Origin of the sequence: Streptomyces dengpaensis (genome assembly GCF_002946835.1) — a bacterium.
Lineage (GTDB): Bacteria > Actinomycetota > Actinomycetes > Streptomycetales > Streptomycetaceae > Streptomyces > Streptomyces dengpaensis.
In genome coordinates this window covers 3,094,092-3,117,819 of the sequence record NZ_CP026652.1, presented here as the reverse complement: position 1 = coordinate 3,117,819, position 23,728 = coordinate 3,094,092, and the positions used below count along the sequence as shown (strand labels likewise).

19 protein-coding genes are annotated in these 23,728 nt (G+C 68.1%); 10 read left to right on the top strand and 9 right to left on the bottom strand.

Annotation, left to right across the window (positions count from 1 at the left end; translation table 11 throughout):
- The first annotated feature begins 323 nt into the window (after positions 1–323).
- The 7 genes from C4B68_RS14125 (at position 324) to C4B68_RS14095 (ending at position 11,749) form a co-directional block, all read left to right on the top strand.
- Complete coding sequence (locus C4B68_RS14125; protein ID WP_099499669.1) at positions 324–2,486, top strand: ABC transporter family substrate-binding protein; 2,163 nt, start codon at positions 324–326, stop codon at positions 2,484–2,486.
- Between the two features lie 439 nt (positions 2,487–2,925).
- Complete coding sequence (gene typA / locus C4B68_RS14120) at positions 2,926–4,833, top strand: translational GTPase TypA (RefSeq protein ID WP_099499670.1); 1,908 nt, start codon at positions 2,926–2,928, stop codon at positions 4,831–4,833.
- 656 nt (positions 4,834–5,489) lie between these two features.
- Positions 5,490–6,518: an ABC transporter permease gene (locus C4B68_RS14115; protein ID WP_099499671.1), complete on the top strand. Its 1,029-nt coding sequence runs from the start codon at positions 5,490–5,492 to the stop codon at positions 6,516–6,518.
- Positions 6,519–6,632: 114 nt separating this feature from the next.
- Positions 6,633–8,429, top strand: coding sequence for an ABC transporter substrate-binding protein (locus tag C4B68_RS14110; protein ID WP_099499672.1), 1,797 nt, complete (start codon positions 6,633–6,635; stop codon positions 8,427–8,429).
- A 97-nt stretch (positions 8,430–8,526) separates the two neighbouring features.
- Positions 8,527–9,504, top strand: a complete 978-nt coding sequence (locus C4B68_RS14105) for an ABC transporter permease (RefSeq protein ID WP_099499673.1) — start codon at positions 8,527–8,529, stop codon at positions 9,502–9,504.
- Positions 9,505–9,523: 19 nt separating this feature from the next.
- The gene (locus C4B68_RS14100) at positions 9,524–10,588 is read left to right on the top strand and encodes an ABC transporter ATP-binding protein (protein ID WP_099499674.1); all 1,065 of its coding nucleotides are present in this window, start codon (positions 9,524–9,526) and stop codon (positions 10,586–10,588) included.
- Positions 10,589–10,690: 102 nt separating this feature from the next.
- Positions 10,691–11,749: an ABC transporter ATP-binding protein gene (locus C4B68_RS14095; protein WP_180289191.1), complete on the top strand. Its 1,059-nt coding sequence runs from the start codon at positions 10,691–10,693 to the stop codon at positions 11,747–11,749.
- A 255-nt stretch (positions 11,750–12,004) separates the two neighbouring features.
- Here the strand turns inward: C4B68_RS14095 and C4B68_RS14090 are convergent, their stop codons facing one another.
- Entirely contained in the window at positions 12,005–12,748 is a 744-nt protein-coding gene (locus C4B68_RS14090) for a class I SAM-dependent DNA methyltransferase (protein WP_099499676.1), read from the bottom strand.
- Between the two features lie 166 nt (positions 12,749–12,914).
- Between C4B68_RS14090 and C4B68_RS14085 the strand changes: the two genes are divergently transcribed.
- The gene (locus C4B68_RS14085) at positions 12,915–13,427 is read left to right on the top strand and encodes a DinB family protein (protein ID WP_240634345.1); all 513 of its coding nucleotides are present in this window, start codon (positions 12,915–12,917) and stop codon (positions 13,425–13,427) included.
- 3 nt (positions 13,428–13,430) lie between these two features.
- Positions 13,431–13,823: a VOC family protein gene (locus C4B68_RS14080; RefSeq protein ID WP_099499677.1), complete on the top strand. Its 393-nt coding sequence runs from the start codon at positions 13,431–13,433 to the stop codon at positions 13,821–13,823.
- A 23-nt stretch (positions 13,824–13,846) separates the two neighbouring features.
- Here the strand turns inward: C4B68_RS14080 and C4B68_RS14075 are convergent, their stop codons facing one another.
- Complete coding sequence (locus tag C4B68_RS14075) at positions 13,847–14,818, bottom strand: alpha/beta hydrolase (protein ID WP_099499678.1); 972 nt, start codon at positions 14,816–14,818, stop codon at positions 13,847–13,849.
- A gap of 201 nt (positions 14,819–15,019) precedes the next feature.
- On the opposite strand from C4B68_RS14075, the gene C4B68_RS14070 reads away from it, so the two are divergent.
- On the top strand, positions 15,020–15,511 hold the full coding sequence (locus C4B68_RS14070) for a GNAT family N-acetyltransferase (RefSeq protein ID WP_099499679.1): 492 nt from the start codon (positions 15,020–15,022) through the stop codon (positions 15,509–15,511).
- A 99-nt stretch (positions 15,512–15,610) separates the two neighbouring features.
- Here the strand turns inward: C4B68_RS14070 and C4B68_RS14065 are convergent, their stop codons facing one another.
- The 7 genes from C4B68_RS14065 to C4B68_RS14035 form a co-directional block, all read right to left on the bottom strand.
- The gene (locus tag C4B68_RS14065; protein ID WP_099499680.1) at positions 15,611–16,336 is read right to left on the bottom strand and encodes a DUF899 domain-containing protein; all 726 of its coding nucleotides are present in this window, start codon (positions 16,334–16,336) and stop codon (positions 15,611–15,613) included.
- A 211-nt stretch (positions 16,337–16,547) separates the two neighbouring features.
- The gene (locus C4B68_RS14060; RefSeq protein ID WP_099499681.1) at positions 16,548–16,988 is read right to left on the bottom strand and encodes an ATP-binding protein; all 441 of its coding nucleotides are present in this window, start codon (positions 16,986–16,988) and stop codon (positions 16,548–16,550) included.
- Positions 16,989–17,178: 190 nt separating this feature from the next.
- Entirely contained in the window at positions 17,179–18,231 is a 1,053-nt protein-coding gene (locus C4B68_RS14055) for an ABC transporter ATP-binding protein (RefSeq protein ID WP_099499682.1), read from the bottom strand.
- A 26-nt stretch (positions 18,232–18,257) separates the two neighbouring features.
- Positions 18,258–19,295 (bottom strand): ABC transporter ATP-binding protein, encoded by a 1,038-nt coding sequence (locus C4B68_RS14050; protein ID WP_099499683.1) that lies wholly within the window; start codon positions 19,293–19,295, stop codon positions 18,258–18,260.
- Between the two features lie 59 nt (positions 19,296–19,354).
- A complete protein-coding gene (locus tag C4B68_RS14045; RefSeq protein ID WP_099499684.1) occupies positions 19,355–20,335 on the bottom strand; it encodes an ABC transporter permease in 981 nt (326 codons plus the stop codon).
- Between the two features lie 102 nt (positions 20,336–20,437).
- The gene (locus C4B68_RS14040) at positions 20,438–22,198 is read right to left on the bottom strand and encodes an ABC transporter substrate-binding protein (RefSeq protein WP_099499685.1); all 1,761 of its coding nucleotides are present in this window, start codon (positions 22,196–22,198) and stop codon (positions 20,438–20,440) included.
- Positions 22,199–22,279: 81 nt separating this feature from the next.
- On the bottom strand, positions 22,280–23,308 hold the full coding sequence (locus tag C4B68_RS14035) for an ABC transporter permease (RefSeq protein WP_180289178.1): 1,029 nt from the start codon (positions 23,306–23,308) through the stop codon (positions 22,280–22,282).
- Positions 23,309–23,728 lie beyond the last annotated feature (420 nt).

The window sequence follows — 23,728 nt, the reverse complement described above, 5'->3', positions numbered from 1 at the left end:
CACTTCCGTGGGCATCGGGCCCTGGGCGGCAACGTTCATGCGCCTGCGAGTGTTGCGCGTCACACCGGCCGGTGGGAAGGCATGTGCATCGATTGGCGGATTGCGTGCCTCCTCTGCACGCTCGCATGCGCTCTGTGTGCGCCGGGGGTGTGCGTTGGGCCGCACGGGTGACCTTCGGTGTCCCTGCCGCCGTGTCGCCCCCGGCAGACGAACCCTTTCCTCTTCAGTGGGGCCATAGATCTGATCAACTCCAAAATACCGCCAAATGTGGACAGATCACATCTAATGTCACCGGCGGGAGCGGCTCATCGGAGGTAGCAGAGATGTCCCACGACGGCGTCGGACTGCGCGCGGTGCTGCGCTCGGTCGCCTTCCTCACCGCGAGCGCACTCGCGGTACCCGCACTCGCCGCGTGCAGCGCGGAGGACGAGGCGGGCAAACCCGTCGCGGGGCAGGACATCGCGCCCGCGTCCCGGGATGAGATCGCCGACGGCGGCACCCTGCGCTGGGCCGTGGACGCCGTCCCGGAGACGCTGAACACCTTCCAGGCGGACGCCGACTCCGCGACCTCGCGGGTCGCCGGTGCCGTACTGCCGTCGATGTACCGGCTCGACCCGAACGGGCGCCCGCAGGCCAACTCGGACTACCTGGAGTCGGCGAAGATCGTCGAGCGCGAGCCCAAGCAGGTCGTGCTCTACAAGCTCAACCAGCAGGCGGTCTGGAGCGACGGACGCGAGATCGGCGCCGCCGACTTCGCCGCCCAGTGGCGCGCCCTGTCCGGCAGGGACACCGCGTACTGGACGGCCCGCAACGCCGGCTACGACCGCATCGAGAGCGTCGAGCGCGGCAAGAACGACCTTGAGGTCCGCGTCACCTTCAGCCGCCCCTACGCCGACTGGAAGTCGCTGTTCTCGCCGCTGTACCCGAAGGACGTCATGGGCACCCCGGACACCTTCAACGACGGGGCGAGGAAGAAGCTGAACGTCACCGCCGGGCCCTTCGCGCTGAAGGCGGTGGACCGCAAGAACGCCCAGGTCACCCTCACCCGCAACCCGCGCTGGTGGGGCCGTCCCACCAAGCTCGCCGAGATCGACCTGGTCGCCGTTCCCCGCGACCAGCGAGCCGCCGCGCTGGCCGCGGGCAGGCTCGACCTGGCCGAGATCGACCCCTCCCAGGCCGAGCGGATCACCCTCGCCGCCCGCGACGGCGGCAGCAAGCCCCTGACGGGGCCCGGGGTGTCCCCGAGGACGCGCAAGGCGATCGCCGAGCATCCCGAGCAGCAGGTGGCACTGCGCGACTTCGTGGTCCGTAAGTCCCTCGAACCCATCTACACCCAGCTCGCCCTCAACGGCGCCCAGGGCCCGCTCGCCGACGAGCGCGTCCGCCGTGCCGTGGCCCGCGCTCTCGACCGCAAGGAACTCGCCCAGGCCGTCCTCTCGCCGCTCGGGCTGCCTGCCGTGCCGGTCGGCAGCCACCTCGCCCTCTCCGGCCAGCAGGCGTACGCCGACAACAGCGGCGCCCTCGGCGGCCAGGACACCGAGGAGGCGCGGGCGCTGCTCGCCGATGCCGGATGGGTGCCCGGCGGGCCGGTCACGGAGCAGAAGGAGGAGAACGCCGCCGGGGCCAAGGGCAAGAAGGCGGACTCCGACTCCGGGGACGGCCCCGGCGACGACGGGGAGTACATCGTCGGCGAGGACAACAAGCCCGCCGAGGCCGACCGGGAGAAGAAGGACCCCAAGGACCAGACGACGCAGCACCAGCAGGCGGACGACCAGGCCGGCCAGCACATGGACGGCAAGCAGTACGCCAACCACCCGGGCGGGGCGCCGGGTGCGTACGCGCCCAAGGGCACGGCCGCTCCCGCGGGCACGGCCGCTCCCGCGGGCACGGCGGCTCCCGGGGGCGCCGCCGCCGGGGCACTCGCCGCCAAGGACGGCAAGCCGCTGACGCTTCGCTTCGTGCTGCCCTCGGGGCCCGGCGCGGAGGCCCTGCGCACGGTCGCCGACCGTATCGCGCGGATGCTGGAGCGCATCGGGGTCCGCGCCGAGCTGTCCAAGGTCTCGGACGACAGCTACTTCAAGGACCACATCGCCTCGGGGCAGTACGACCTGGCGCTGTACTCGTGGCCCGCGTCTGCCTTCCCGGCCACCGACGCGCGGCCGATCTTCGCGAAGCCGGTGCCGGCCGCCGACGGGTCCCTGAGCGTCGAGCAGAACTACACCCGTGTCGGTACCGACCAGGTCGACCAGCTCTTCGACCAGGCCATCGCCGAGCTCGACGAGGACGAGGCGCGCTCGCTGGTCCGCAAGGCCGACGCCCGCATCTGGGCCGCCGCCGGCTCCATCCCCCTCTACCAGCGCCCCCAGCTCACCGCCGCCCGCACCTCCCTGGCCAACACCGGAGCCTTCGGCTTCCAGACCCCGGTGTACGAGGACATGGGCTTCCTGAAGAAGCCGCCCCGGCCTGCGGCGAGCCCGTCGAACTAGGCCCGCCGCCACCACCGCTACCGCTGTGGAGCCGCCGTCCCGCTCCCGCTGTGGGCAGTCGTCCCGCGGGGCGGGACGGGTGGGCACAGCCCCCAGCGCCGGGTGCCCTATTGCACCAAGGTTCCCGGCACCGGGGCTGGGCTCGGGGGGCGGTACGCAGCCCTGCGTTGACGGGGTGCCGCTGCGCCCACCCGTGCCGCCCCAGCGGCACGACTGCCCGCAGCTACGATCGTCTGGCGCCCGCGGCGCCGTCGTGCTGCTGCGGGTGGGCTGCCGCCCCCAGCGGCACGTATGGGACGGCTCCCCGCCAGGGGGGTGTGGACCTGCGGAGGCCGCCTCCTCCGGGGCCACGTACCATGGGGTAAGGCCGTGGCGTGTTCAGCCCGGCAGGCCCCGCGCAGCGGAGGCCGTCCACTCACCCCGGGAGAAGCGCCTCAATATGGCCACGCGCCACGACATCCGCAACGTCGCCATCGTCGCCCACGTCGACCATGGCAAGACCACCCTGGTCGACGCCATGCTCAAGCAGGCCGGTGCCTTCGCCGCGCACGCCGCCGAGTCGCTCGACGACCGCATGATGGACAGCAATGACCTGGAGCGTGAGAAGGGCATCACGATCCTGGCCAAGAACACGGCCGTCAAGTACCACCCCAAGGATGGCGGCGAGGCCATCACGATCAACATCATCGACACCCCCGGCCACGCCGACTTCGGCGGCGAGGTCGAGCGCGGTCTGTCGATGGTCGACGCGGTCGTCCTCCTCGTCGACGCCTCCGAGGGCCCGCTGCCCCAGACCCGCTTCGTGCTGCGCAAGGCGCTGCAGGCCCGCCTGCCCGTCATCCTGTGCATCAACAAGACGGACCGCCCGGACTCGCGCATCGACGAGGTCGTGAACGAGGCGTACGACCTCTTCCTCGACCTCGACGCTGACGAGGACCAGATCGAGTTCCCGATCGTCTACGCCTGCGCCCGTGACGGCGTGGCCTCGCTGACCAAGCCGGAGGACGGCACCGTCCCGGCCGACAGCGACAACCTGGAGCCCTTCTTCACCACCATCCTGGAGTCCGTCCCGGCCCCGTCGTTCGACGAGACCGCGCCGCTCCAGGCGCACGTCACCAACCTGGACGCCGACAACTTCCTCGGCCGTATCGCGCTGCTCCGCGTCGAGCAGGGCGAGCTGCGCAAGGGCCAGACGGTCGCGTGGATCAAGCGTGACGGCACGATCGGCAACGTACGCATCACCGAGCTGCTGATGACCGAGGCGCTCACCCGCAAGCCCGCCGAGGTGGCCGGCCCCGGTGACATCTGCGCCGTCGCCGGTATCCCGGACATCATGATCGGCGAGACCCTCGCCGACCCCGAGAACCCGATCGCGCTGCCGCTGATCACGGTCGACGAGCCGGCGATCTCGATGACGATCGGTACGAACACCTCGCCGCTGGTCGGCCGTGGCGGCACCGGCAAGGGCGCGGACGCGAAGTCCGCGGTCAAGGACCGCAAGGTCACCGCCCGCCAGGTCAAGGACCGCCTCGACCGCGAGCTGATCGGTAACGTCTCCCTCCGTGTGCTCGACACCGAGCGCCCGGACGCGTGGGAGGTCCAGGGCCGTGGTGAGCTCGCGCTCGCCATCCTGGTCGAGCAGATGCGCCGCGAGGGCTTCGAGCTGACCGTCGGCAAGCCGCAGGTCGTCACCCAGGAGATCGACGGCAAGGTCCACGAGCCGGTCGAGCGCATGACGATCGACGTCCCCGAGGAGCACATGGGCGCGGTCACGCAGCTCATGGGTGTCCGCAAGGGCCGGATGGACAACATGTCCAACCACGGCTCGGGCTGGGTCCGCATGGAGTTCGTCGTTCCTTCCCGTGGCCTCATCGGATTCCGGACCGAGTTCCTCACCAGCACCCGCGGCACCGGTATCGCGCACTCGATCCACGAGGGCCACGAGCCCTGGTTCGGCGTGCTGGCGACCCGTAACAACGGCTCGCTGGTCGCCGACCGCGCTGGCGCCGTCACCGCGTTCGCGATGACGAACCTCCAGGAGCGCGGCGTTCTGTTCACCGAGCCCGGCACCGAGGTGTACGAGGGCATGATCGTCGGCGAGAACTCGCGCTCCGACGACATGGACGTGAACATCACCAAGGAGAAGAAGCTCACGAACATGCGGTCGTCCTCGGCCGACTCGTTCGAGGCGATCGTCCCGCCGCGCAAGCTCTCGCTGGAGCAGTCCCTCGAGTTCTGCCGCGACGACGAGTGCGTCGAGGTGACCCCGGAGGCCGTTCGCATCCGCAAGGTCAACCTGGACGCCCGCGAGCGCGCCCGCGCCGCGAGCCGCGCCAAGCACGGCTGATCCTCATCGGCCTGATCCGGCTGATCGTTATCGGCCGTCACGGCTGATCGACACCGGCCGGAACGGCTGAATCCGATCGGTCGCTACGGCTGATCCACCGGAGCCATCGGCGACTGAGCCCGGGTGCCCCCATGTTGGGGGCACCCGGGCTTTTTTCAACCGGTTTTTCTGCCCCGACGTGTCCGAAATGCGGAACTCCCCGCCCGATAGGCATGTAACACGTCCGTTTCGCGGGCTTCTCCGGCGGATCAATTTGTCCAGATTTTGGAAGATCTAAGCGTCAGCTGTGATGGAACCGAGACCTAAAGGCTGTGGTCGGTTATCTGGCTCATGTCACATAGTTAGCCGCAACGCTCGGGTCAATGGGTCATGCGCTGTGGGGACAGCGCCGACTCACGAGCACAGTGGGGTGTTTGACCTTCCGTCAGGGGTGTCGGAGGTTCGTCAAGGGCCCCTCCTGTCCGTGCACCGGTTGAGTCATGAGGAGGCACCAGATGCCAACTACGCGTGTTCATCAGCGAGTTGCCGCATTCCGCGCCCTTGCGCACCGCGACAACTAGGCAGACGTCTCTCCTGATCCGCATGGTCCGAACTGTGGCCGTCCGCACCCTGTGACGGCGGCCGCGGGCTCGGCGTACCCATGAAATGGACGAATCATGACCAGTCCGATCGAGATCGAGAGCGCGGAAGCCTCCGCCGAGGTCGACGAGAAGATCAAGCAGAAGCGTTCCGACGAGCCGGAGAAGCTGGAGGGCCGTTCGCCCGGCCAGCTGATGTGGCGCCGGTTCAAGCGCGACCGTGCCGGTGTCGTCTCCGCGTACATCGTGCTCTTCTTCTTCCTGATCGCCGCCCTGGCTCCGCTGATCTCGAAGCTGTACGGCAAGGACCCGTACACGCTCTACGGGCAGGACGACCCCACGCTCCTGAACGAGTTCAACATGCCCGCGGGCCCCAACGGCGGTATCACGTCGGAGTTCTGGTTCGGGATCGAACCCAATCTCGGGCGCGATGTGTTCATGCAGCTCCTGTACGGCATGCGCACCTCGCTGTACACGGCGCTCGCGGCGACGCTCGCGATGGTGATCATGGGCGTCCTGATCGGTCTGGTCGGCGGCTACTTCGGCGGCAGGATCGACTACTGGCTCGGCCGGCTCACGGACTTCGCGCTCGCCTTTCCGAACCAGCTGTTCATGATCGCGGCGATGCCCGTGATCACCGCGGTGTTCGTCGCCCCCGACGAGGAGACACCGACCTACGTCCGCGCACTCGCGATCGTCGGCGTGCTGTGGCTCCTCGGCTGGATGGGCCTCGCCCGGCTGGTCCGGGCGGTCACCCTCTCGCTGCGCGAGCGGGAGTTCGTCGAGGCCGCCAGGGTCGCGGGCGCCTCGCCGTGGCGGATCATCCGCAAGGAACTGCTGCCCAACCTCGTCACACCGATCCTGGTGCAGGGCACGTACATGCTGCCCGGCACCATCCTCTCGGTCGCCTTTCTCTCCTTCGTCGGCGTCGGTTACACCGAACCGACCCCCGACTGGGGCCGGATGTTCGCCATCGGGTCGGACATCTACGAACAGGACCCCGTCTACATGTTCTTCCCGGGTGTCGCCATGGTCGTCTTCGTCGTGGCGTTCAACCTCCTCGGTGACTCGGTCCGGGACGCCTTCGATCCCAAGACGGGCCGTTGATCTCCGAGTACGGGGTGCCGCTGCCACCCGGGAGCCGGCGACGACCGGCCGTGCACTGCCAAGCAGCACCAGTGGATCACTGATCACAACTCACAGGCAGGTGGACTCGACTTCATGAGCATCCTCACTTCCCGCAGAGCGCGAACCGCCGTCGTCGCGGTCGCGGCCGGCGCCCTCGCGCTGGCCGGCTGCAGCAGCAGTAACAGCGGCGACAACACGGACAAGAGCAAGAACAAGGAAGAGGCCGCCGCCCAGTCCGCGGCCGTGAAGATGGGTACGGCCGCCGACTCGACGGGACCGGCCGAAGAGGTCCCGGGCGCCAAGCCCGGCGGCACGATCCAGGTGTACGAGGAGGACGACTTCTCGCACCTCGACCCGGCCCAGATCTACGTCAGCGACGGCGGCCTGCTCTCGAAGCTCATCTACCGCGGCCTGACGACGTACAAGGAGGACGCCAAGGGCGGCCTCACCGTCGTCGGCGACCTCGCCACCGACCCCGGCAAGATCTCGGACGGCGGCAAGACCTGGACGTACACGCTGAAGGACGGCATCAAGGACGAGACCGGTCATGTGATCGACTCGACCGACGTCCGCCACACCATCGAGCGGCTCTACGACCCGATCATCACGGACGGCCCCACCTACGTCCAGCAGTGGCTGTCGGGGAGCGGCACCGCCTACCGCAAGGCGTACGAGGGCCCCTACAAGGGCAAGCACCTTCCGGACACGGTCCTCGCGACGCCCGACGACAAGACGATCGTCTTCAAGTTCAAGACCGCGCAGCCCGACCTGCCGCAGGCCCTGGCCATGGCCGGTTACTCGATCGTCCCCCAGAAGACGGACACCAAGGCGAAGTACGACACCAAGCCGGTCGCCGTCGGCCCGTACAAGATCTCGGAGCTCAAGGCCGGCAAGAGCGTGAAGCTGGTCAAGAACACCAACTGGGACGCGAAGACCGACCCGATGCGTCACCAGTACGTCGACGGCTTCAACATCGACATCAACCACGACGACGAGGACCAGACCAAGACGCTCCTCGCCGACCGCGGCGAAGCCAAGAACGCCATCATGATGACCGGTCAGGTCGCCACCACCCAGGTGCAGAAGGTCGTCTCCGACCCCGCGGCGATGAAGCGCACGATCCAGGGCTACGCCCCGTACGTGTGGCAGCTGAACTTCAACATGGACCGCATCAAGGACAAGAAGATCCGCGACGCGATCACCTACGCCATGCCGGCCACGGCGGTCTTCAAGGCGGACGGCGGCGCGTACGGCGGTGAGGTCGCCAACAGCCTGATGTCGCCCACCACTCCGGGCTACCAGAAGGACTACGACCCGTTCGGCCGGGCCAAGAAGCCCAACGGCGACCTCGAGAAGGCCAAGAAGCTGATCGAGGAGGCGGGCGCCAAGGGCAAGAAGGTCGTCTACGCCTACGCCAACGCCCCGGTCCGCCAGCAGCAGGCCGTCCTCATCGAGAATGCCCTTGAAAAGATCGGCCTCGACGTCCAGAAGAAGGAGATCGACGCCGCGACCTGGTACGAGAATGTCGGCAAGGTCCAGAACGGCTTCGACCTCTACATGACCGGCTGGGGCCAGGACTGGCCGTCCGCCAACACCGTCTTCCCGCCGCTGTACGACGGCACGCAGATCCAGGACGGTGCGTCGAACTACGCGCACATCAACGACGCCCACGTGAACTCGGAGATCGCCCGGATCCAGACGATCACGGACGCCGCCGAGTCCGCGAAGGCCTGGACCGCGCTCAACCAGTACATCAGCGAGAAGGTCAACCCGGCGGCGCCGATCTACTACACCAAGGTGTTCCAGATCGCCGGCTCCAACGTGGGCGGCCTGCGCTACTCCACGGTGACCAGCTACACCGACCCGACCCAGGTCTTCCTCAAGAGCTGACCATCCTCCCGGGGCGCACTCAGCACATCAGCACTCCGCTGAGTGCGCCCCCGGGCGCTCCTGTCCCTGGCCGCCGTACCGAGAGCAGCGTTCCGCCATGCTTCGATTTCTCCTTCGCCGGACGTTCGGCGCGATGCTCATCCTCCTGCTGATCAGCCTCGCCACGTTCCTCATGTACTACGCCATCCCCCAGGATCCGGCGACGCTTTCCTGCGGCAAGAACTGCACACCGGACGCGGTGGCGATCATCCACAAGAACCTGGGCCTGGACGATCCCCTGTGGGTGCAGTACTGGAAGTTCCTCTCCGGCGTGTTCGTCGGGCGCGACTTCGCCGTGGGCCATTGCCCCGCCCCCTGCTTCGGCGTGTCCTTCCGGGACCAGGAGATGGTCTGGGACACGATCATGGACCGGTTCCCGCTGACGCTGTCCCTCACCCTCGGCGGCCTCATCGTCTTCCTCTTCGTCGGCCTCGGCACCGGCCTCATCGCCGCCCGCTACCGCGGAACCTGGCTCGACAAGACGGCCTCCAGCGTCTCGCTGGTGCTCAGCTCGTTCCAGATCTACTTCCTCGGCCCGATCGTCCTCGGCATCTTCGTCTACAGCACCGGCTGGCTGGACAAGCCGAAGTACGTGCCGTTCACCGAGAATCCGGCGGCGTGGTTCATGGGCCTGCTGATCCCCTGGGTCGTCATGTCCGTGATCTTCACCGCCAACTACACCCGTATGGCGCGCTCGACGATGATCGAGCAACTCCAGGAAGAGCATGTGCGCGCGGCCCGCGCCAAGGGCATGACCGGCAGATACGTCTTCTTCCGTTACGCCTGGCGCGGCTCCCTCATCCCCATCGTCACCATCCTCGGCATCGACATTTCCGCGCTGCTCGGCGGCGGCATCGTCACCGAGTTCACCTTCGGCCTCGCGGGCATCGGCCGGCTCGCCGTGGAGTCCGTCGTCGGCAAGGACCTGCCGAAACTCATGGGCGTGATGCTCTTCAGCGCCGCGTTCATTCTCTTGCTCAACGTCATCGTGGATGCGTTGTACGCCCTGATCGACCCGCGTGTGCGGCTGTCTTAGCGCTTGAGGAGATCTCTCAGTGACCACACTCACCAAGCCCGAGGACGCCCCGGCTCCCACCGGGTCCGACGCGTTCCTGTCGGTCCGCGACCTGCATGTGCGGTTCTCCACGGAGGACGGCGTCGTCAAGGCGGTCGACGGTCTCTCCTTCGACCTGGAGCGCGGCACGACGCTCGGCATCGTCGGCGAGTCAGGGTCCGGGAAGTCCGTCACCAACCTGACCGTCCTGGGCCTGCACAACCCGCGGACCACCACGATCGAGGGCGAGATCGTCCTCGACGGCAAGGAACTGATCACCGCCACCGAGCCCGAGCTGGAGAAGCTGCGCGGCAACAAGATGGCGATGATCTTCCAGGACGCGCTGACCGCGTTGTCGCCGTACTACACGGTGGGGCGGCAGATCGGCGAGCCGTTCCGCAAGCACACCGGGGCCTCCAAGAGGGAGGCGCGGGACCGGGCGATCGAGATGCTGACGAAGGTCGGCATCCCCGACGCCAAAGGGCGCGTGGACGACTATCCGCACCAGTTCTCCGGCGGTATGCGCCAGCGCGCGATGATCGCGATGTCGCTGGTCTGCAACCCGGACCTGCTGATCGCCGACGAGCCGACGACCGCCCTGGACGTGACCGTCCAAGCGCAGATCCTGGACCTCCTGAAGGACCTCCAGCAGGAGTTCGGATCCGCGATCATCATGATCACCCACGACCTCGGGGTGGTCGCCAACATGGCGGACGACCTGCTCGTGATGTACGCGGGCCGGGCGGTCGAACGCGGCACGGTCCGCGAGGTCCTCAAGTCCCCGCAACACCCGTACACCTGGGGCCTGCTGGCATCCATGCCGCGCCTTGCCGCGGACGTGGACGAGCCGCTGACCCCCATCCCGGGCGCGCCCCCGTCGCTGCTGAACCCTCCCTCGGGGTGCCCGTTCCATCCGCGCTGCGCCTTCCGCGGCGAGGTCGAGGGCTCCGACCGCTGCGTGGACGTCCGGCCCGAACTGCCGGTGGGGCGCGGCGCCGCCTGCCACCTCACCCTGGACCAGAAGAGCCGTATCTTCACCGAGACGATTCGGCCCAGGCTGGGCTGAGGGGACTGACTGACTGTGAGCGACGCTGTGAGCGACGAGAAGACCGCGGTCGTGGCCGAGACGATCCCGGGGCAGCGGGACGTGGACCCGGCCGAACCGCTGATGCGGGTGCGCGACCTGACGAAGTACTTCCCGGTGAAGGGCGGCTTCCCGATCCGCCGCACGATCGGCGCCGTACAGGCCGTGGACGGCGTCTCCTTCGACGTCTTCCCCGGCGAGAGCCTGGGCCTGGTCGGCGAGTCGGGCTGCGGCAAGTCCACGACGGGACGGCTGCTGACGCGTCTCCTGGAGCCCACGCAGGGCACGATCTCGTACCGGGGCAAGGACATCAGCCGCTCCAGCCGGCGGGAGCTGTCCCCGATCCGCTCCGAGATCCAGATGATCTTCCAGGATCCGTACGCCTCCCTGAATCCGCGCCAGACGGTCGGTACGATCATCTCCTCTCCCATGGAGATCAACGGCGTCAATCCGCCGGGAGGCCGGGAGGCCCGCGTCCGCGAGCTGCTGGAGACGGTCGGCCTCAACCCCGAGCACTACAACCGCTTCCCGCACGAATTCTCCGGCGGTCAGCGCCAACGCATCGGCGTGGCACGGGCGTTGGCGCTCTCGCCGAAGCTGATCGTGGCGGACGAACCGGTCTCGGCGCTCGACGTGTCGATCCAGGCGCAGGTGGTGAACCTGCTCCAGAAGGTCCAGCGGGAGATGGGCATCGCGTTTGTCTTCATCGCCCACGACCTCGCCGTCGTCCGCCACTTCTCGCAGCGCGTGGCGGTCATGTACCTCGGCAAGATCGTGGAGATCGCCGACCGTACGTCGCTGTACACCGGCCCGCGCCACCCGTACACCCACGCCCTCATGTCGGCCGTCCCCGAGGCGGACATCGACGCCGAGAAGAAGGAACGCATCCGCCTGGAGGGCGACGTCCCCTCCCCGATCTCACCGCCCTCCGGCTGCCGCTTCCGCACCCGCTGCTGGAAGGCGCAGGACAAGTGCGCGAACGAAGAGCCTCCGCTGATCCAGCTGTCGGGCAACGCGGACGGCCATTTGACGGCCTGCCACTTCCCGGAGGACCCGACGATCGAGGCACGGGCGGAGGACATCGTGCTGGACCCGGCGCTGGTGGCGCTGGAGGAGGAGATCGCGGAGGGGGCGGAGGACTAGGGAGGTCGCGCACGTTCGGTAGGCTCTCCAGTCGGATTAGCGGAACGTAGTGTTTCTGTTGCAGAGTGTCACGTGCGCGCCCGGCGCCCAGGCGACGTCGGGCACCCTCCTCGGTGAGGTCATGCGACTTGGCCGACCAGCGTCGGAGGGACGTGCCACGCGGGCTGACGGTTCCGGCCGTTCAGCACCAGGGCACGAAGGCGATTGGCCTATGCCCCTGAGCAACACCAGGGATCGCTAACCCAATCAGAGACGCTAGGGCGTCCCGGGTCGGGCCACGGTGATGATCTCGGGGGAGGTGGGGGTCAGCGGCCCCCGCCCCCAGTCCCCGTACCGCTCCGCCACGACGAGCCCGGCCTCGGTGAGGAACCGGTCCAGGGCGTCCGGGCCCAGGAACCGCAGCGTGCTGCGACTGACCTGCGGCCGTTCCCACCTCGGATGGTCGAAGTTCTCGGTGAACGTCACCCGATCGCGGCTCACGGGCGTCTCGACCTCGTGCCAGACCCGTACGACCTCGCCGTCGGCGTCCGTGACCTCCCGCACGCGGTCCGGGGTCCACCTCTCCCACGCCCGGACGGCGGGATTCAGCGTCTCGAAGACGAACCGGCCGTCGTCGGTGAGGGCACGCCGAATCGCCGCGAGGCAGGAGCGCAACTCCTCGTCCCCGACGAGCACTTGGAAGGCGTGCCCGGTCATCACGACGAGGTCGAACTCCCGCTCCCACCACGTGGAGAGGAGATCCCCGAGCACCCACTCCACGGCGGCTCCTCGCCGCCGCGCCTGCACCAGTATGGCCGCGGCGGGGTCGAGCCCGCAGAGCCGCCCCTCGTGCCCGGCCACGCGTGCCCGCTCCAACAGCCGCCCCGTCCCGCACCCGACATCGAGCACGGACCGCGCGGACATCACCAGGTCCAGGTAGAAGTCGTCACTCGGCCCCCATGGGTTGAGGGCGTCGTACAGGGCAGCGAGCGAGGGGTCAGTGAACGAACGGTCAGCCACCGCAGCAGTGTCTCAGCCCGGGGGCCCGCTCGAACCACGAACCGGGGTCGTGGCGCGGGTCGTCCTCGAAGGCGGCGCCTGGGGTCCGCGGGCGGCGACTGCCCCGCAGTGACAGAGGTTCTTAATCGCTCGACATCGAACGGGTGGACGGGAATGCTGCACCCCGATGACTGAGACGACGCGCACCGACATGCCCCCCGCCTGGGACGAGCGCACCCAGCTGGCCACCTTCCTCGACTACGTCCGCGCCACCGCCCGCGCCAAGTGCGAGGACGTCTCCCCGGAGGACGCCCGCAAGGCCCCGCTGCCGGGTTCCCCGCTGATGACCCTGTGCGGGCTGATCAGTCACCTCCGCTGGGTCGAGTACTTCTGGTTCCACGTGGTGTTCCTCGGCGAGGAGGACGAGGGGCCCTGGACGGACGAGGACCCCGACCGCGAGATGCGCATCGCCGTCGGCATCCCGCTGGCCCGGCTCCTGGCCGAGTACGAGGAGCAGAGCGCCCGCTACCGCCAGTTGGTCGCCGACCACGACCTCGACGCCACCGCGAAGCGCCCCGTTCGCGACGGCCGGCACGTCGACCTCCGCTGGATCCTCTTCCACCTCATTGAGGAAACGGCCCGCCACAACGGCCACCTCGACATCCTGCGTGAGATGGCCGACGGCAGGACGGGGTACTAAGCCATGGGGGAGGAAAGGCCGTTGAGCCCCACCATCCGTCACATCACCTTCGACTGCACCGGCGACCCGTACGATCTCGCCCTGTTCTGGAGCAAGTTGCTCGGCCGCCCGCTCGCCGACGACGACAAGCCCGGTGACCCCGAGGCGGTGATCGTGGACCCGTCCGGAGGCCCGACGCTCCTCTTCGTCCACGTCCCGGAGGACAAGTCGGCCAAGAACCGCATCCACCTCGACCTTCAGCCCCAGGGCCGTACCCGGGCGGCGGAGGTCGAGCGGGCGATCGCGCTCGGCGCCCGGCAGATCGCGGACCACACCCGCCCGGACGGCGGCGGCTGGGTCGTTCTGGCGGATCCCGAGGGCAATGAATTCTGCGTGGAGCGCGGGGAGTTGGGGTAGCGAGGTTCTCGGTCCGGGGCTGCTCACTCGTCGTGGAGTGCGGTGCGGAGCGCGTCGATGGCGAGGTGGCGTGCGACGTTGGCGCCGCGGGTGTCGCGCAGGCTGTCCAGCATCAGGAAGTCGTGGACGATGCCGAGGACGCGGACGGCGGTGACGTCCACGTCGGCCTCGCGCAGCTTGTTGGCGTACTGCTCGCCCTCGTCCCGCAGGACGTCCGCCTCGTCGGTGATGAGGAGGGTCCTGGGCAGGCCCCTGAGCTGGTCGACCGAGGCCTGAAGCGGCGCGGCGTAGACCTCGGTGCGCTGCGCCGGATCGGAGTACTGGTCCCAGAACCAGATCATGCCGTCGCGGGTGAGGTAGTAGCCCTCCGCGAACTGACGGTAGGACGGGGTGTCGAAAGCAGCGTTGGCAACCGGGTAGAGGAGGACCTGCGCCGTGAGATCGAGACCGCCTCGGTCCTTGTTCATCAGCGCGAAGACGGTCGCCATGCAGCCGCCGACCGAATCGCCGCACACCGCCACGCGGCCGGCGTCGAGACCGTGCTCGGCCCCGTGCTCGGCGATCCACTGGCCGACCGCGTAGTTCTGCTCCACCTGGGTCGGGTACTTCGCCTCGGGAGCACGGTCGTAGTCAGGGAAGACCCCCGCGGCACCGGCCCCGACGACCAGTTCCCGGAAGAAGCGGTCGTGTGTCTTGTCGTCGCCGAAGACCCAGCCGGCGCCGTGGATGTAGAAGACCACGGGCAGCGGGCCGGTGGCACCCTTCGGCCTGATGATCCGCGTACGGACCTGCCCCCATTCCCCGGCGTCGACGGTCACCCATTCCTCGTCGACCTCCGGCCGTTCGACGCCCTCGCCACTCTGCAGCCCGGCCAGGATCTCGCGTCCCTGCTCCGGCGGTACCTCGTAGATACGGGGATGCGGAGCGGTGGCCTCGGTCAGTTCCCTTGCTGCGGGCTCAAGGTAGGGAGTGATCGGCGGGGGAATGTCGGACATGACGCCTCCATTTCGGCTGGTGACAGCCTGTGCACACGCAGGCGCCCAGAGCCCCCGAGCGCGCCGTATCCGACTCAACGCGCCTCTCCTGGGTACGGCAACCTGGCACCGGGCGTGACCTGTGCGTCCTGAGATTCGTGTACTCCGTTCGGGTGAACGTCATCCGGGCGTGTGGCAGCAGTGAGGGGAGTTGGGCCAACGATGGCTGATCTGCGCCTGGAAAGGGTGACGCCGGACAACGTCGACGCCGCCATCGCACTGAGGGTGCGGCCGGACCAGGAGCGCTTCGTCTCCCCGGTGGTGAAGTCACTGGCCGAGGCCTATGTGCACCCCGACAAGGCCTGGCCCCGCCTGATCGTCGACGGCGCGGAACCGGTCGGCTTCGTGATGGCCTTCTTCGACATCCGCTTCAACCCTGACGACCCGGACGACCGCCCCCGCTCTGGCCTCTGGCGCCTGAACATCGCCGCCGGCCGCCAGGGCCGCGGCTACGGCCGCTTCGCCGTCGAGTCCGTCTCCGAGGAGATCCGCCGACGCGGCCAGTCCCGCGTCACGGTGACGTGGGCCGAGGGGGAGGGCGGACCCGAGGAGTTCTATCTGCGGCTCGGGTTCCGTCGTACGGGGGAGATGAGCGGGGACCAGGTTGTGGGGGAGCTGGACTTGGACCGGGCCTGTCGGGCCTGTCGGGCCTGAGGTGATTGCGGGGTCGCAGGCGTCCTGCCGTCGCCGAGGGTTCGGGGCGGCGGGGCCTGGTGGGCGAGGTGGTCGGCCGGGCCCAGCGCTGTGAGGGGGTCAGTCGGTCAGGGCTCCTGGGCCGCGGCGGGTTTGGGCCAGCCACTCCGGCGCCGGGTCGGCGTCGCCGTAGGCGTCGTGCCAGTTCCACCATTCGTACGGCGTCGTCTGGGGGTAGCCCTCGGGCGAGTCCTCCCAGGCCTCCTGCCGCCCGAGCGCTGTCATGTCGAGGTAGCTCCAGGTGTTCCCCAATGCCTCGTCGCCGCGGGCGTTGATGAAGTAGGTGCGGAAGACGCTGTCGCCCTCGCGGATGAAAGCGTTCGTGCCGTGCCATTCGTCCACACCGAAATCGGCGTCGAAATCGTCGGTGATCGTGTACCAGGGGATGTTCCAGCCCATCCGCGCCTTCACTCGCTCGATCTCCGGCTGCGGCGCGCGTGAGGCGAAGACGAGGGTGGTGTCGCGGGCGTTCAGATGGGCGAGGTGGCCGACGTGGTCCGCCACCATGGAGCAGCCGCGGCAGGCGTGGTCGGGCCAGCCGTACACATCGGGCTCGAAGAAGGCGCGGTAAACGATCAGCTGACGGCGCCCCCCGAACAGGTCGAGCAGACTCACCTTGCCCTCGGGGCCTTCGAACTCGTACTCCTTGTCCACCGCCACCCACGGCATCCGCCGGCGCTTGGCGGCCAGGACATCACGGGCGCGGGTCAGCTCCTTCTCTTCCACCAGCAGCTGCTGGCGCGCCGCCTCCCACTCTTGTGGCGAAACGATCGGGGGTGTCTTCATTGCGACGTTCACCTTCCAGTCCGGCTCGGTCCGAGCTCATGCGCCAGGCAAGGGGCCGAGCCTGCTGCCGCTCACCAGGGCCCCTGCATCCAGGGTCGGACGCCACCGGCACGGGCACATCCCGAAGCGGAAGTGTCGGCTCGGCGTGCCACCGAGCACGGGCACATCGGCTGAGCTCAGCCGGACCCGGCGCGCGCCACATCGCCGCAGGTCAGCGGCGCAATCTGAGCGCTTCAGCCGACGCCGCGGGATGGGCCGCCCATGCTTTCCCTGCCTGTACGGCGTGCTCGGGCGTCGCGTCGTTGGGGGCGACGCTGAACCAGACCGCCTTGCCGTGCCGATAATCCCGTACGCCCCACTGATCGGCGCAGGCCTCGACGATGCCGAGCCCGCGGCCGCGTTCGTCGCCGTCGGCAGGAGTGCGAGGCATCGGCCGGCCCGGACCGTGGTCCCAGACCGTGACGCGGAAGTCCTCCCGGGTGCGTTCCATGCTGACGTACGTCTCCATGGCGGAGTGCCGGTAGGAGTTGGTGACGATCTCGGACACCAGCAACGGGCCGGAAGGGCCGATCTCCACGTTCCAGGATCCCTCGAGGCGCTCGGCGTATGCCATGAGCTCCTCGGCGATCACACGCATCTTCGCGTAGTCCATGTCGTGAGGCTAGCGAGGCCGGCTACACCCACGCCCAAGCGAAAGCGAAGGCCCGCACCTCATAAGGGGTGCGGGCCTTCGTCCCCCGGGAACCGGACATTCGTGGGCTCGGGTCAATGGGCCGGTGAAGGTCGGTCCCATGCGGCGGCGCCCCGACGGATTGGGGTGTGTCAGGGGCGTCGCCGGGGGCTCAGAGAGACTTGCGGGCCGCCGAGGCCGCCGAGGCCGCCGGGACCGCCAGGTCCGCCGTGGTCTCCGGGTAGTGGCACGCCGTCAGGTGGCCCTCCTTGTTGCCCTCCACCTGGACCAGCGGCGGGGCCTCCGTCGCGCACTTGTCCGTGGCCTTCCAGCAGCGGGTGCGGAAGCGGCAGCCCGACGGGGGGTTCAAGGGCGAGGGCACGTCGCCGGTCAGGAGGATGCGCTCGCGGGCCGGGACGTCGTCCGCCGTGGCCTCGGGGACGGCGGACAGCAGCGCGCGCGTGTAGGGGTGGCGCGGGTTCGCGTACAGGTCCTCGCGGTTGGCGATCTCCACGATCTTGCCGAGGTACATGACCGCGACGCGCTCCGAGAAGTGGCGGACGATCGCGAGGTCGTGGGCGATGAAGACGAACGCGATGCCCAGGTCCCTCTGGAGCTCCTGGAGCAGGTTCACCACCTGGGCCTGGATCGAGACGTCGAGAGCGGAGACCGGCTCGTCCGCCACGATCAGCTTCGGCTCCAGAGCGAGCGCGCGCGCCACCCCGATGCGCTGGCGCTGACCGCCCGAGAACTCGTGCGGGAAGCGGTTGTAGTGCTCGGGGTTGAGGCCGACCGTCTCCAGGAGTTCGCGTACGCGCTTCTCCTGGCCGCCGGGCGGGTTGATCCCGTTGATCTCCATCGGGCCCGAGATGATCTTGCCGACCGTCTGACGCGGGTTCAGCGACGCGTACGGGTCCTGGAAGATCATCTGGATCTCGGAGCGGACCGGCGCCAGCTGCTTGCGCTTGGCGTGCGTGATGTCCTGGCCGCGGTACGAGATCGTGCCGCCCGTCGGCTCAAGGAGACGCGTGATCAGACGTCCGGTGGTCGACTTGCCGCAGCCGGACTCGCCGACCAGGCCCAGGCTCTCGCCCTCGGCGACCTGGAAGTCGAGGCCGTCCACGGCCTGGACCGCGCCGATCTTCCGCTTGAAGGGGAAGCCTCCCATCACCGGGAAGTGCTTGGTCAGTCCGGTGACGTCCAGGAGGGGGTTCGTGTTGCTCATGATGGTGAAGTCCCGTCTCAGTTACGTCAGTGCGACCGGGTCGCGGCGTAGTCGGTGAAGAACTCGCGGCGCTGGTCCGCCGTGAGGTGGCAGGCGGCACCGCGCCCGTCCGTGATCTTCAGCAGCGGCTGCTCGGTGGAGCACAGCCCGCCCTCGACCTTCTCCGTGAAGGTGCACCGCGGGTGGAAGCGGCAGCCGGACGGCGGGTTGAGCAGCGAGGGCGGCGACCCCGGAATCGGCGACAGCGGGACGTCGACCGGGCCGTCCAGGCTCGGCATCGAGCCCAGCAGGCCCCAGGTGTACGGGTGCTGCGGCTCGCGCAGCACCTCCTTCTTCGTACCGCGCTCCACGCACCGGCCGCCGTACATCACCAGGACGTCGTCCGCGATGTCGGCGATGACGCCGAGGTCGTGGGTGATGAAGATGATCGCCGTGCCGAACTCCTGCTGGAGGTCCTTGAGCAGGTCCATGATCTGGGCCTGGACCGTCACGTCGAGCGCCGTGGTCGGCTCGTCCGCGATCAGCAGCTCGGGGTCGCAGACCAGCGCCATCGCGATCATCGCGCGCTGGCGCATACCGCCGGAGAACTGGTGCGGGTAGTCGTCCACCCGGACGTCCGGCTGCGGGATGCCGACACGCTTGAGCATCTCGATCGCCCGCTCCCGGGCCTCCTTCTTGGAGGCGCCGGTGTGCTTGCGGTACGTCTCGCCGATCTGCTGGCCGACCGTGTGGTACGGCGACAGCGAGGCCAGCGCGTCCTGGAAGATCATCGACATCTTGTTGCCGCGCAGCTGCTCCAGCTCCCGCTCGGAGGCGGTCAGCAGCTCCTTGCCGTCGAGCAGGATCTCCCCGTCGATGGCGGTGCGGTCGCGGTCGTGGAGGCCCAGGATCGTCAGGTTCGTGACGGACTTGCCGGAGCCCGACTCGCCCACGATGCCGAGCGTCTTGCCCTTGGCCAGGTCGAAGGTGAGGCCGTCGACGGCCTTGACGACGCCGTCTTCGGTGGAGAAGTGGACCTTCAGATCCCTGACGGACAGGAAGGGCTGCTGATCGGTGCTCGTCACGGGGACGCTCCTGAGGGGGGTGATGCCGGGGATAGCTGTTGGGGGCGAGGCGCCCGGGGTCAGGCGAGCCGGATCCGCGGGTCGATGAGGGCGTAGACGGCGTCGACGATGATGTTGAAGAACACGATCGCGCCGGCCGACAGCAGGGTGACGCCGAGCAGCATGGGCAGGTCGCTCTGGTCCACGGACTTCACCGCGAGGCGGCCGATGCCCTGCATGCTGAAGGTCGTCTCGGTGATGATCGCGCCGCCGATCAGCGTGCCCAGGTCGATGCCGAAGACCGTGACGATCGGGCCCATCGCACCGCGCCAGGCGAACCGGAAGAACACGTTCCGCCGGGACAGGCCCTTGGCGCGGGCCGTGCGCACATAGTCCTCGCTGAGCTGCTCGACGAGCTGGGAGCGGGTCATACGGGTGTAGTTGGCGGTGAAGATGATCGCCAGGACCAGCCAGGGCAGCAGCAGTCCGGAGAACCAGGCCACCGGGTCCTCGGTGAGTGGCGTGTACGACGGCTGCGCGAACAGGCCCAGCTTCGCGACGAGGAAGAACATTGCGATGTAGCCGACGAAGTAGATCTGCAGCGAGGAGCCGAGCAGTGAGGCCGAGCTGGCGAACTTGTCCAGGAACTTGCCATGCTTGACCGCAGCCAGCATGCCAGCGCCGATGCCGAGGATCAGGAAGACGACGGCCGCGCCGAAGGCGAGCGAGAGGGTGGTCGGCAGCCGGTCCAGGATCGTGCCGAGGACGGGCTCGCGGTTGGCGAAGGAGTAACCGAGGCAGGGTGCGGGGCAGTGGCCGTATCCGGCGTACTCGCGCCCCATGAAGACGCCCTCGAGCCAGTGCCAGTACTGCACCGGGATCGGCTTGTCGATGCCCAGGTTCTGTCGGATCTGCGCCAGCACGTCGGGCGTGCAGTTCTTGCCGCAGGCCATGAGCGCCGGGTCACGCGGGACGGCGTAGAAGAGGCCGAAGGTGATGGCGCTGATGATCAGCAGGATGACCAGTGCGCCGAGGACTCGGCGGACGAGGAAGCGGGACATGGGGGCGTGACTTTCCGGACGGGGCGCCGTCGCCGGGGGCGTGAGGGGTGGAGGAGCCGGAGGGGGCGGCCGGGCGAACGGCCGCCCCCGGGGTCGTACGGCTTACTTCATCGCGTAGAGCTTGCAGAGCGCGACGCAGGTGTTGCCGCTGTCGTAGATCACGTTGCCGACCTTGGAGCCGTGCATCCAGTTACGGATCTTGTGGTAGTCGGGGACCACCGCCGCCAGGTCCATGATCTGGCGGTCGATGTCGCCCCAGGCCTTGTTCGCGGCCTCGGTGTCCGTGATCTTGGCAGCGGCGTCGATGGCCTTGTTGACGCTCGTGTCGTTCAGCTGGGCGTAGTTGCTGCGGCCGTCGCCGATGTTCTCGCCGCTCCAGCAGGGGTAGAAGACCGAGTAGCCGTTCGGCCAGTCCGGGCTCCAGCCGGCGCCGAACAGGTCGAAGTCGTTGTCGATCTTGCCGATCTGCGTGTAGAAGGTCGACTTGTCGACCTGCTTGTTGACGACCGTGAAGCCGGCCGCCTCCAGCGCGTTCTTGACCGCGACGGCCACCTTTACCTGGGTGTCCGAGGACTGGTAGGCGATGACCAGCTTCTGGCCGAGCTTGCCGGCCTCCTTCAGCAGGGCCTTGGCCTTGACCGGGTCGCCACCGGGCTTCTTGGTGACGCCGTAGAGGTCGAACTTCTGGTAACCCGGGGTCACCGGGGCGAGGATGGTGGTGGCGATCTCGCTGGTGGAGGCGCCGCCCTGGATGGTCTGAATCTGCTGGTGCGGCCATGCGTGGTTGATGGCCTGACGGACCTTGACGTCCTTGATGCGGGTCATGTTGATCGGCCAGTAGTAGGTGACCGTGTCGACCTGCGTGAGGACGCGCTGCTTGAGCTTGGCGTTGGTGAGGACCTGGGCGATGCGCTCCGGGGCGACCTCGTTGAAGATCGACATCGAGTACTGGTCCTTGCCCGAGTCCGCGATGTAGCGGTCGGTCGAGGCCAGCAGCTCGAAGCCGAACTGGAAGACGTACTTGTCCGGGTAGTTGTTGCGGATCGGGTCGGTCTTCGGGTCCCAGTGCTCGTTGCGCACGTAGGTCAGCGACTTGCCGATGCTGCGACTGCCGATCTTGTACGGGCCGCAGGAGAAGGGACGCTTGTCGTACTTCTCCTTGGTGTCGTTCTTCTTGTTCACCAGGGCGTAGCCGCGCATGGCGAGCGTGAAGTTGAAGTCGGTGCGCGCTTCGTTGAGACGGAAGGTGATGGTCTTGCCGTCGACCTCGATGGAGTCGAGGTGCTTGCCCTCGTAGGGGCCCTTGTACTTGTCGCCGCCGGCCAGCCACTGCTGGACGTAGCGGGGGCCCTCGGTGATGAAGGAGGCGAAGAGGCGCTCGAAGGTGTGGCGCAGGTCGTCCTCGGAGACGTCCGAGCCGTCCTCCCACTTCAGCCCGTCCTTCAGGGTGAAGGTCCAGGTCTTGCCGCCGTCCTTCATGGTGCCCGCGTCCGTGGCCGCGTCGCCGACCAGGGTCGCGCCACCCTTGTCGTCGATCTTGTAGCCGGTGAGGCCACGCAGGATCGGGACGGTGATGGCGCCCTCGGTCGAGACGTAGATCTGCGCCGGGTCCATGTGGTCCATGTCGAACTGGTCGAGCGAGTAGATCGTCCCGCCCTTGACCGCTCCCTTGACCTCCGGCGCCGGACCGGTGGAGTCGGCCTTGGTGCCGACCAGAATCTCCTGGGTCTTGGAGCCGCTGACCGTGGGCGCCTTGCGGTTCGACTTGCTGTCGCTGCCGCTGCCGCCGCAGGCGGTCAGCAGCGAGGACGAGGCCGCGACGACGCCGGTGGCGATCATGAAGTTTCTACGGGAAAAAGACATGGGTGAGCCTGCCTTGTAGAGACGATCGGGACGGATGGAGCCGGCCGCGCGACACTGAACGGGCCGGGTGGAACAGGGTGGCTACCGCTTGGACTTCGGGTCGAGCGCGTCGCGCACCGAGTCGCCGAGCAGATTGAAGGCGAGGACGAAGATCACCATCGACAGGCCCGGGAAGAGCATGAAGGTGAGGTCCTCGGTGTAGAACTGGGCGCCGCGCTGGATCATGACGCCCCAGTCCGGGGTCGGGTCGATGATGCCGACGCCGAGGAAGGCGAGGCCCGCCTCCGCGGTCACAAAGGCCGGGAGCATCAGCGTGGACTGGATGATGATCGGCGTCCACAGGTTGGGCAGCAGCTCCTTGAACACGATGCGCCCCGGCGACGCGCCCGTGACCTTGGCCGCCTCGATGTACTCCCGTTCGCGCAGGCCGAGGACCTGGCCGCGCAGCAGACGGGCGATGGAGGCCCAGCCGAAGGCGGAGAGAACCAGGATCAGGGCGATCGCCCGCAGGGAGGTGGGGATGTTCTCGTCGGGGGCGACGAACAGCCCGTACACGACCGGCATGAAGGCGATGAAGAAGAGCGTGGACGGGAACGACAGCAGGATGTCGATGACCCGGCCGACGACATAGTCGGTCCTGCCGCCCAGATAGCCGGCCGTGACGCCGACGACCACGCCGACGAGGGTGGTCAGCAGGGTGGCGGCCACGGCGATGCCGAGCGAGGTGCGGATGCCGTACAGCAGGAAGGTGAAGACGTCCCGCCCCAGCTGCGGCTCGATCCCGAACCAGAACTCCGAGCTCATCCCGCCGTTCGGGCCCGCCGGGTAGGCGAAGGCGTCCAGGAGCTCCGGGCGCTGACTGGCGTACGTGGTGTACGGATCCTTCCCGTACAGCTTCGCGATCAGCGGGGCACAGATCGCGATCACGAAGAAAAAGATCACGATGAAGGCCGAAACGACGCCCGTGCGGTCGCGTTTGAACCGCTTCCAGGCGAGTCGCCCCGGGGAGCGACTCTCCGAGCCCTTGGGGGTGGAGGACGGAGCCGAGATCTCTTCGGTCTCGTCGGTCACCTCAAGTGGGGCGGCCGCGGCAGGGGTAGGGGGGGTCATGGTGCTCCAGGCCCTGTGGGGTCAAGGGCTCCGCAGGGCGCTCCCTACGGGCTACGCCGGACTTTTTCAACGCAATTCATGCAAGGTCAATAAAATCTCGATCCCCTTGGCATTCTCTTTAACTTTTTTGCCTGCACTTGACCATAGCGTAACTACGCGTGTAGCACCCTGTGGCCGTTCCGTGTCCCGAAGTGGGCTAATTGGGCAAAACGGGCAATGAGTTCGATATGCGGACTCCGGAGTCTCGAAATGCGTACAACCGGTGCACGAGAATCAACGGTTCCGCATCGAACGGCGAAGATCTATTGCGCCGATCATCCGGAGCGACCGCGTCCGGATCGCATCCGGGCCGTCCGGGCCGCATCCGGATCCATCTGGAGGGCGTCGCCGTGCGGGCGCCACGCGGAAAGGTGGGGTGAA

What these genes read in the sequence shown, in the direction of transcription:
- C4B68_RS14125 (WP_099499669.1), top strand. Translation starts at nt 324, where the DNA reads ATGTCCCACGACGGCGTCGGACTGCGCGCGGTGCTGCGCTCGGTCGCC.
- typA (WP_099499670.1), top strand. Translation starts at nt 2,926, where the DNA reads ATGGCCACGCGCCACGACATCCGCAACGTCGCCATCGTCGCCCACGTC.
- C4B68_RS14115 (WP_099499671.1), top strand. Translation starts at nt 5,490, where the DNA reads ATGACCAGTCCGATCGAGATCGAGAGCGCGGAAGCCTCCGCCGAGGTC.
- C4B68_RS14110 (WP_099499672.1), top strand. Translation starts at nt 6,633, where the DNA reads ATGAGCATCCTCACTTCCCGCAGAGCGCGAACCGCCGTCGTCGCGGTC.
- C4B68_RS14105 (WP_099499673.1), top strand. Translation starts at nt 8,527, where the DNA reads ATGCTTCGATTTCTCCTTCGCCGGACGTTCGGCGCGATGCTCATCCTC.
- C4B68_RS14095 (WP_180289191.1), top strand. Translation starts at nt 10,691, where the DNA reads ATGCGGGTGCGCGACCTGACGAAGTACTTCCCGGTGAAGGGCGGCTTC.
- C4B68_RS14085 (WP_240634345.1), top strand. Translation starts at nt 12,915, where the DNA reads ATGACTGAGACGACGCGCACCGACATGCCCCCCGCCTGGGACGAGCGC.
- C4B68_RS14080 (WP_099499677.1), top strand. Translation starts at nt 13,431, where the DNA reads ATGGGGGAGGAAAGGCCGTTGAGCCCCACCATCCGTCACATCACCTTC.
- C4B68_RS14075 (WP_099499678.1), bottom strand. Translation starts at nt 14,818, where the DNA reads ATGTCCGACATTCCCCCGCCGATCACTCCCTACCTTGAGCCCGCAGCA.
- C4B68_RS14070 (WP_099499679.1), top strand. Translation starts at nt 15,020, where the DNA reads ATGGCTGATCTGCGCCTGGAAAGGGTGACGCCGGACAACGTCGACGCC.
- C4B68_RS14065 (WP_099499680.1), bottom strand. Translation starts at nt 16,336, where the DNA reads ATGAAGACACCCCCGATCGTTTCGCCACAAGAGTGGGAGGCGGCGCGC.
- C4B68_RS14060 (WP_099499681.1), bottom strand. Translation starts at nt 16,988, where the DNA reads ATGGACTACGCGAAGATGCGTGTGATCGCCGAGGAGCTCATGGCATAC.
- C4B68_RS14055 (WP_099499682.1), bottom strand. Translation starts at nt 18,231, where the DNA reads ATGAGCAACACGAACCCCCTCCTGGACGTCACCGGACTGACCAAGCAC.
- C4B68_RS14045 (WP_099499684.1), bottom strand. Translation starts at nt 20,335, where the DNA reads ATGTCCCGCTTCCTCGTCCGCCGAGTCCTCGGCGCACTGGTCATCCTG.
- C4B68_RS14040 (WP_099499685.1), bottom strand. Translation starts at nt 22,198, where the DNA reads ATGTCTTTTTCCCGTAGAAACTTCATGATCGCCACCGGCGTCGTCGCG.
- C4B68_RS14035 (WP_180289178.1), bottom strand. Translation starts at nt 23,308, where the DNA reads ATGACCCCCCCTACCCCTGCCGCGGCCGCCCCACTTGAGGTGACCGAC.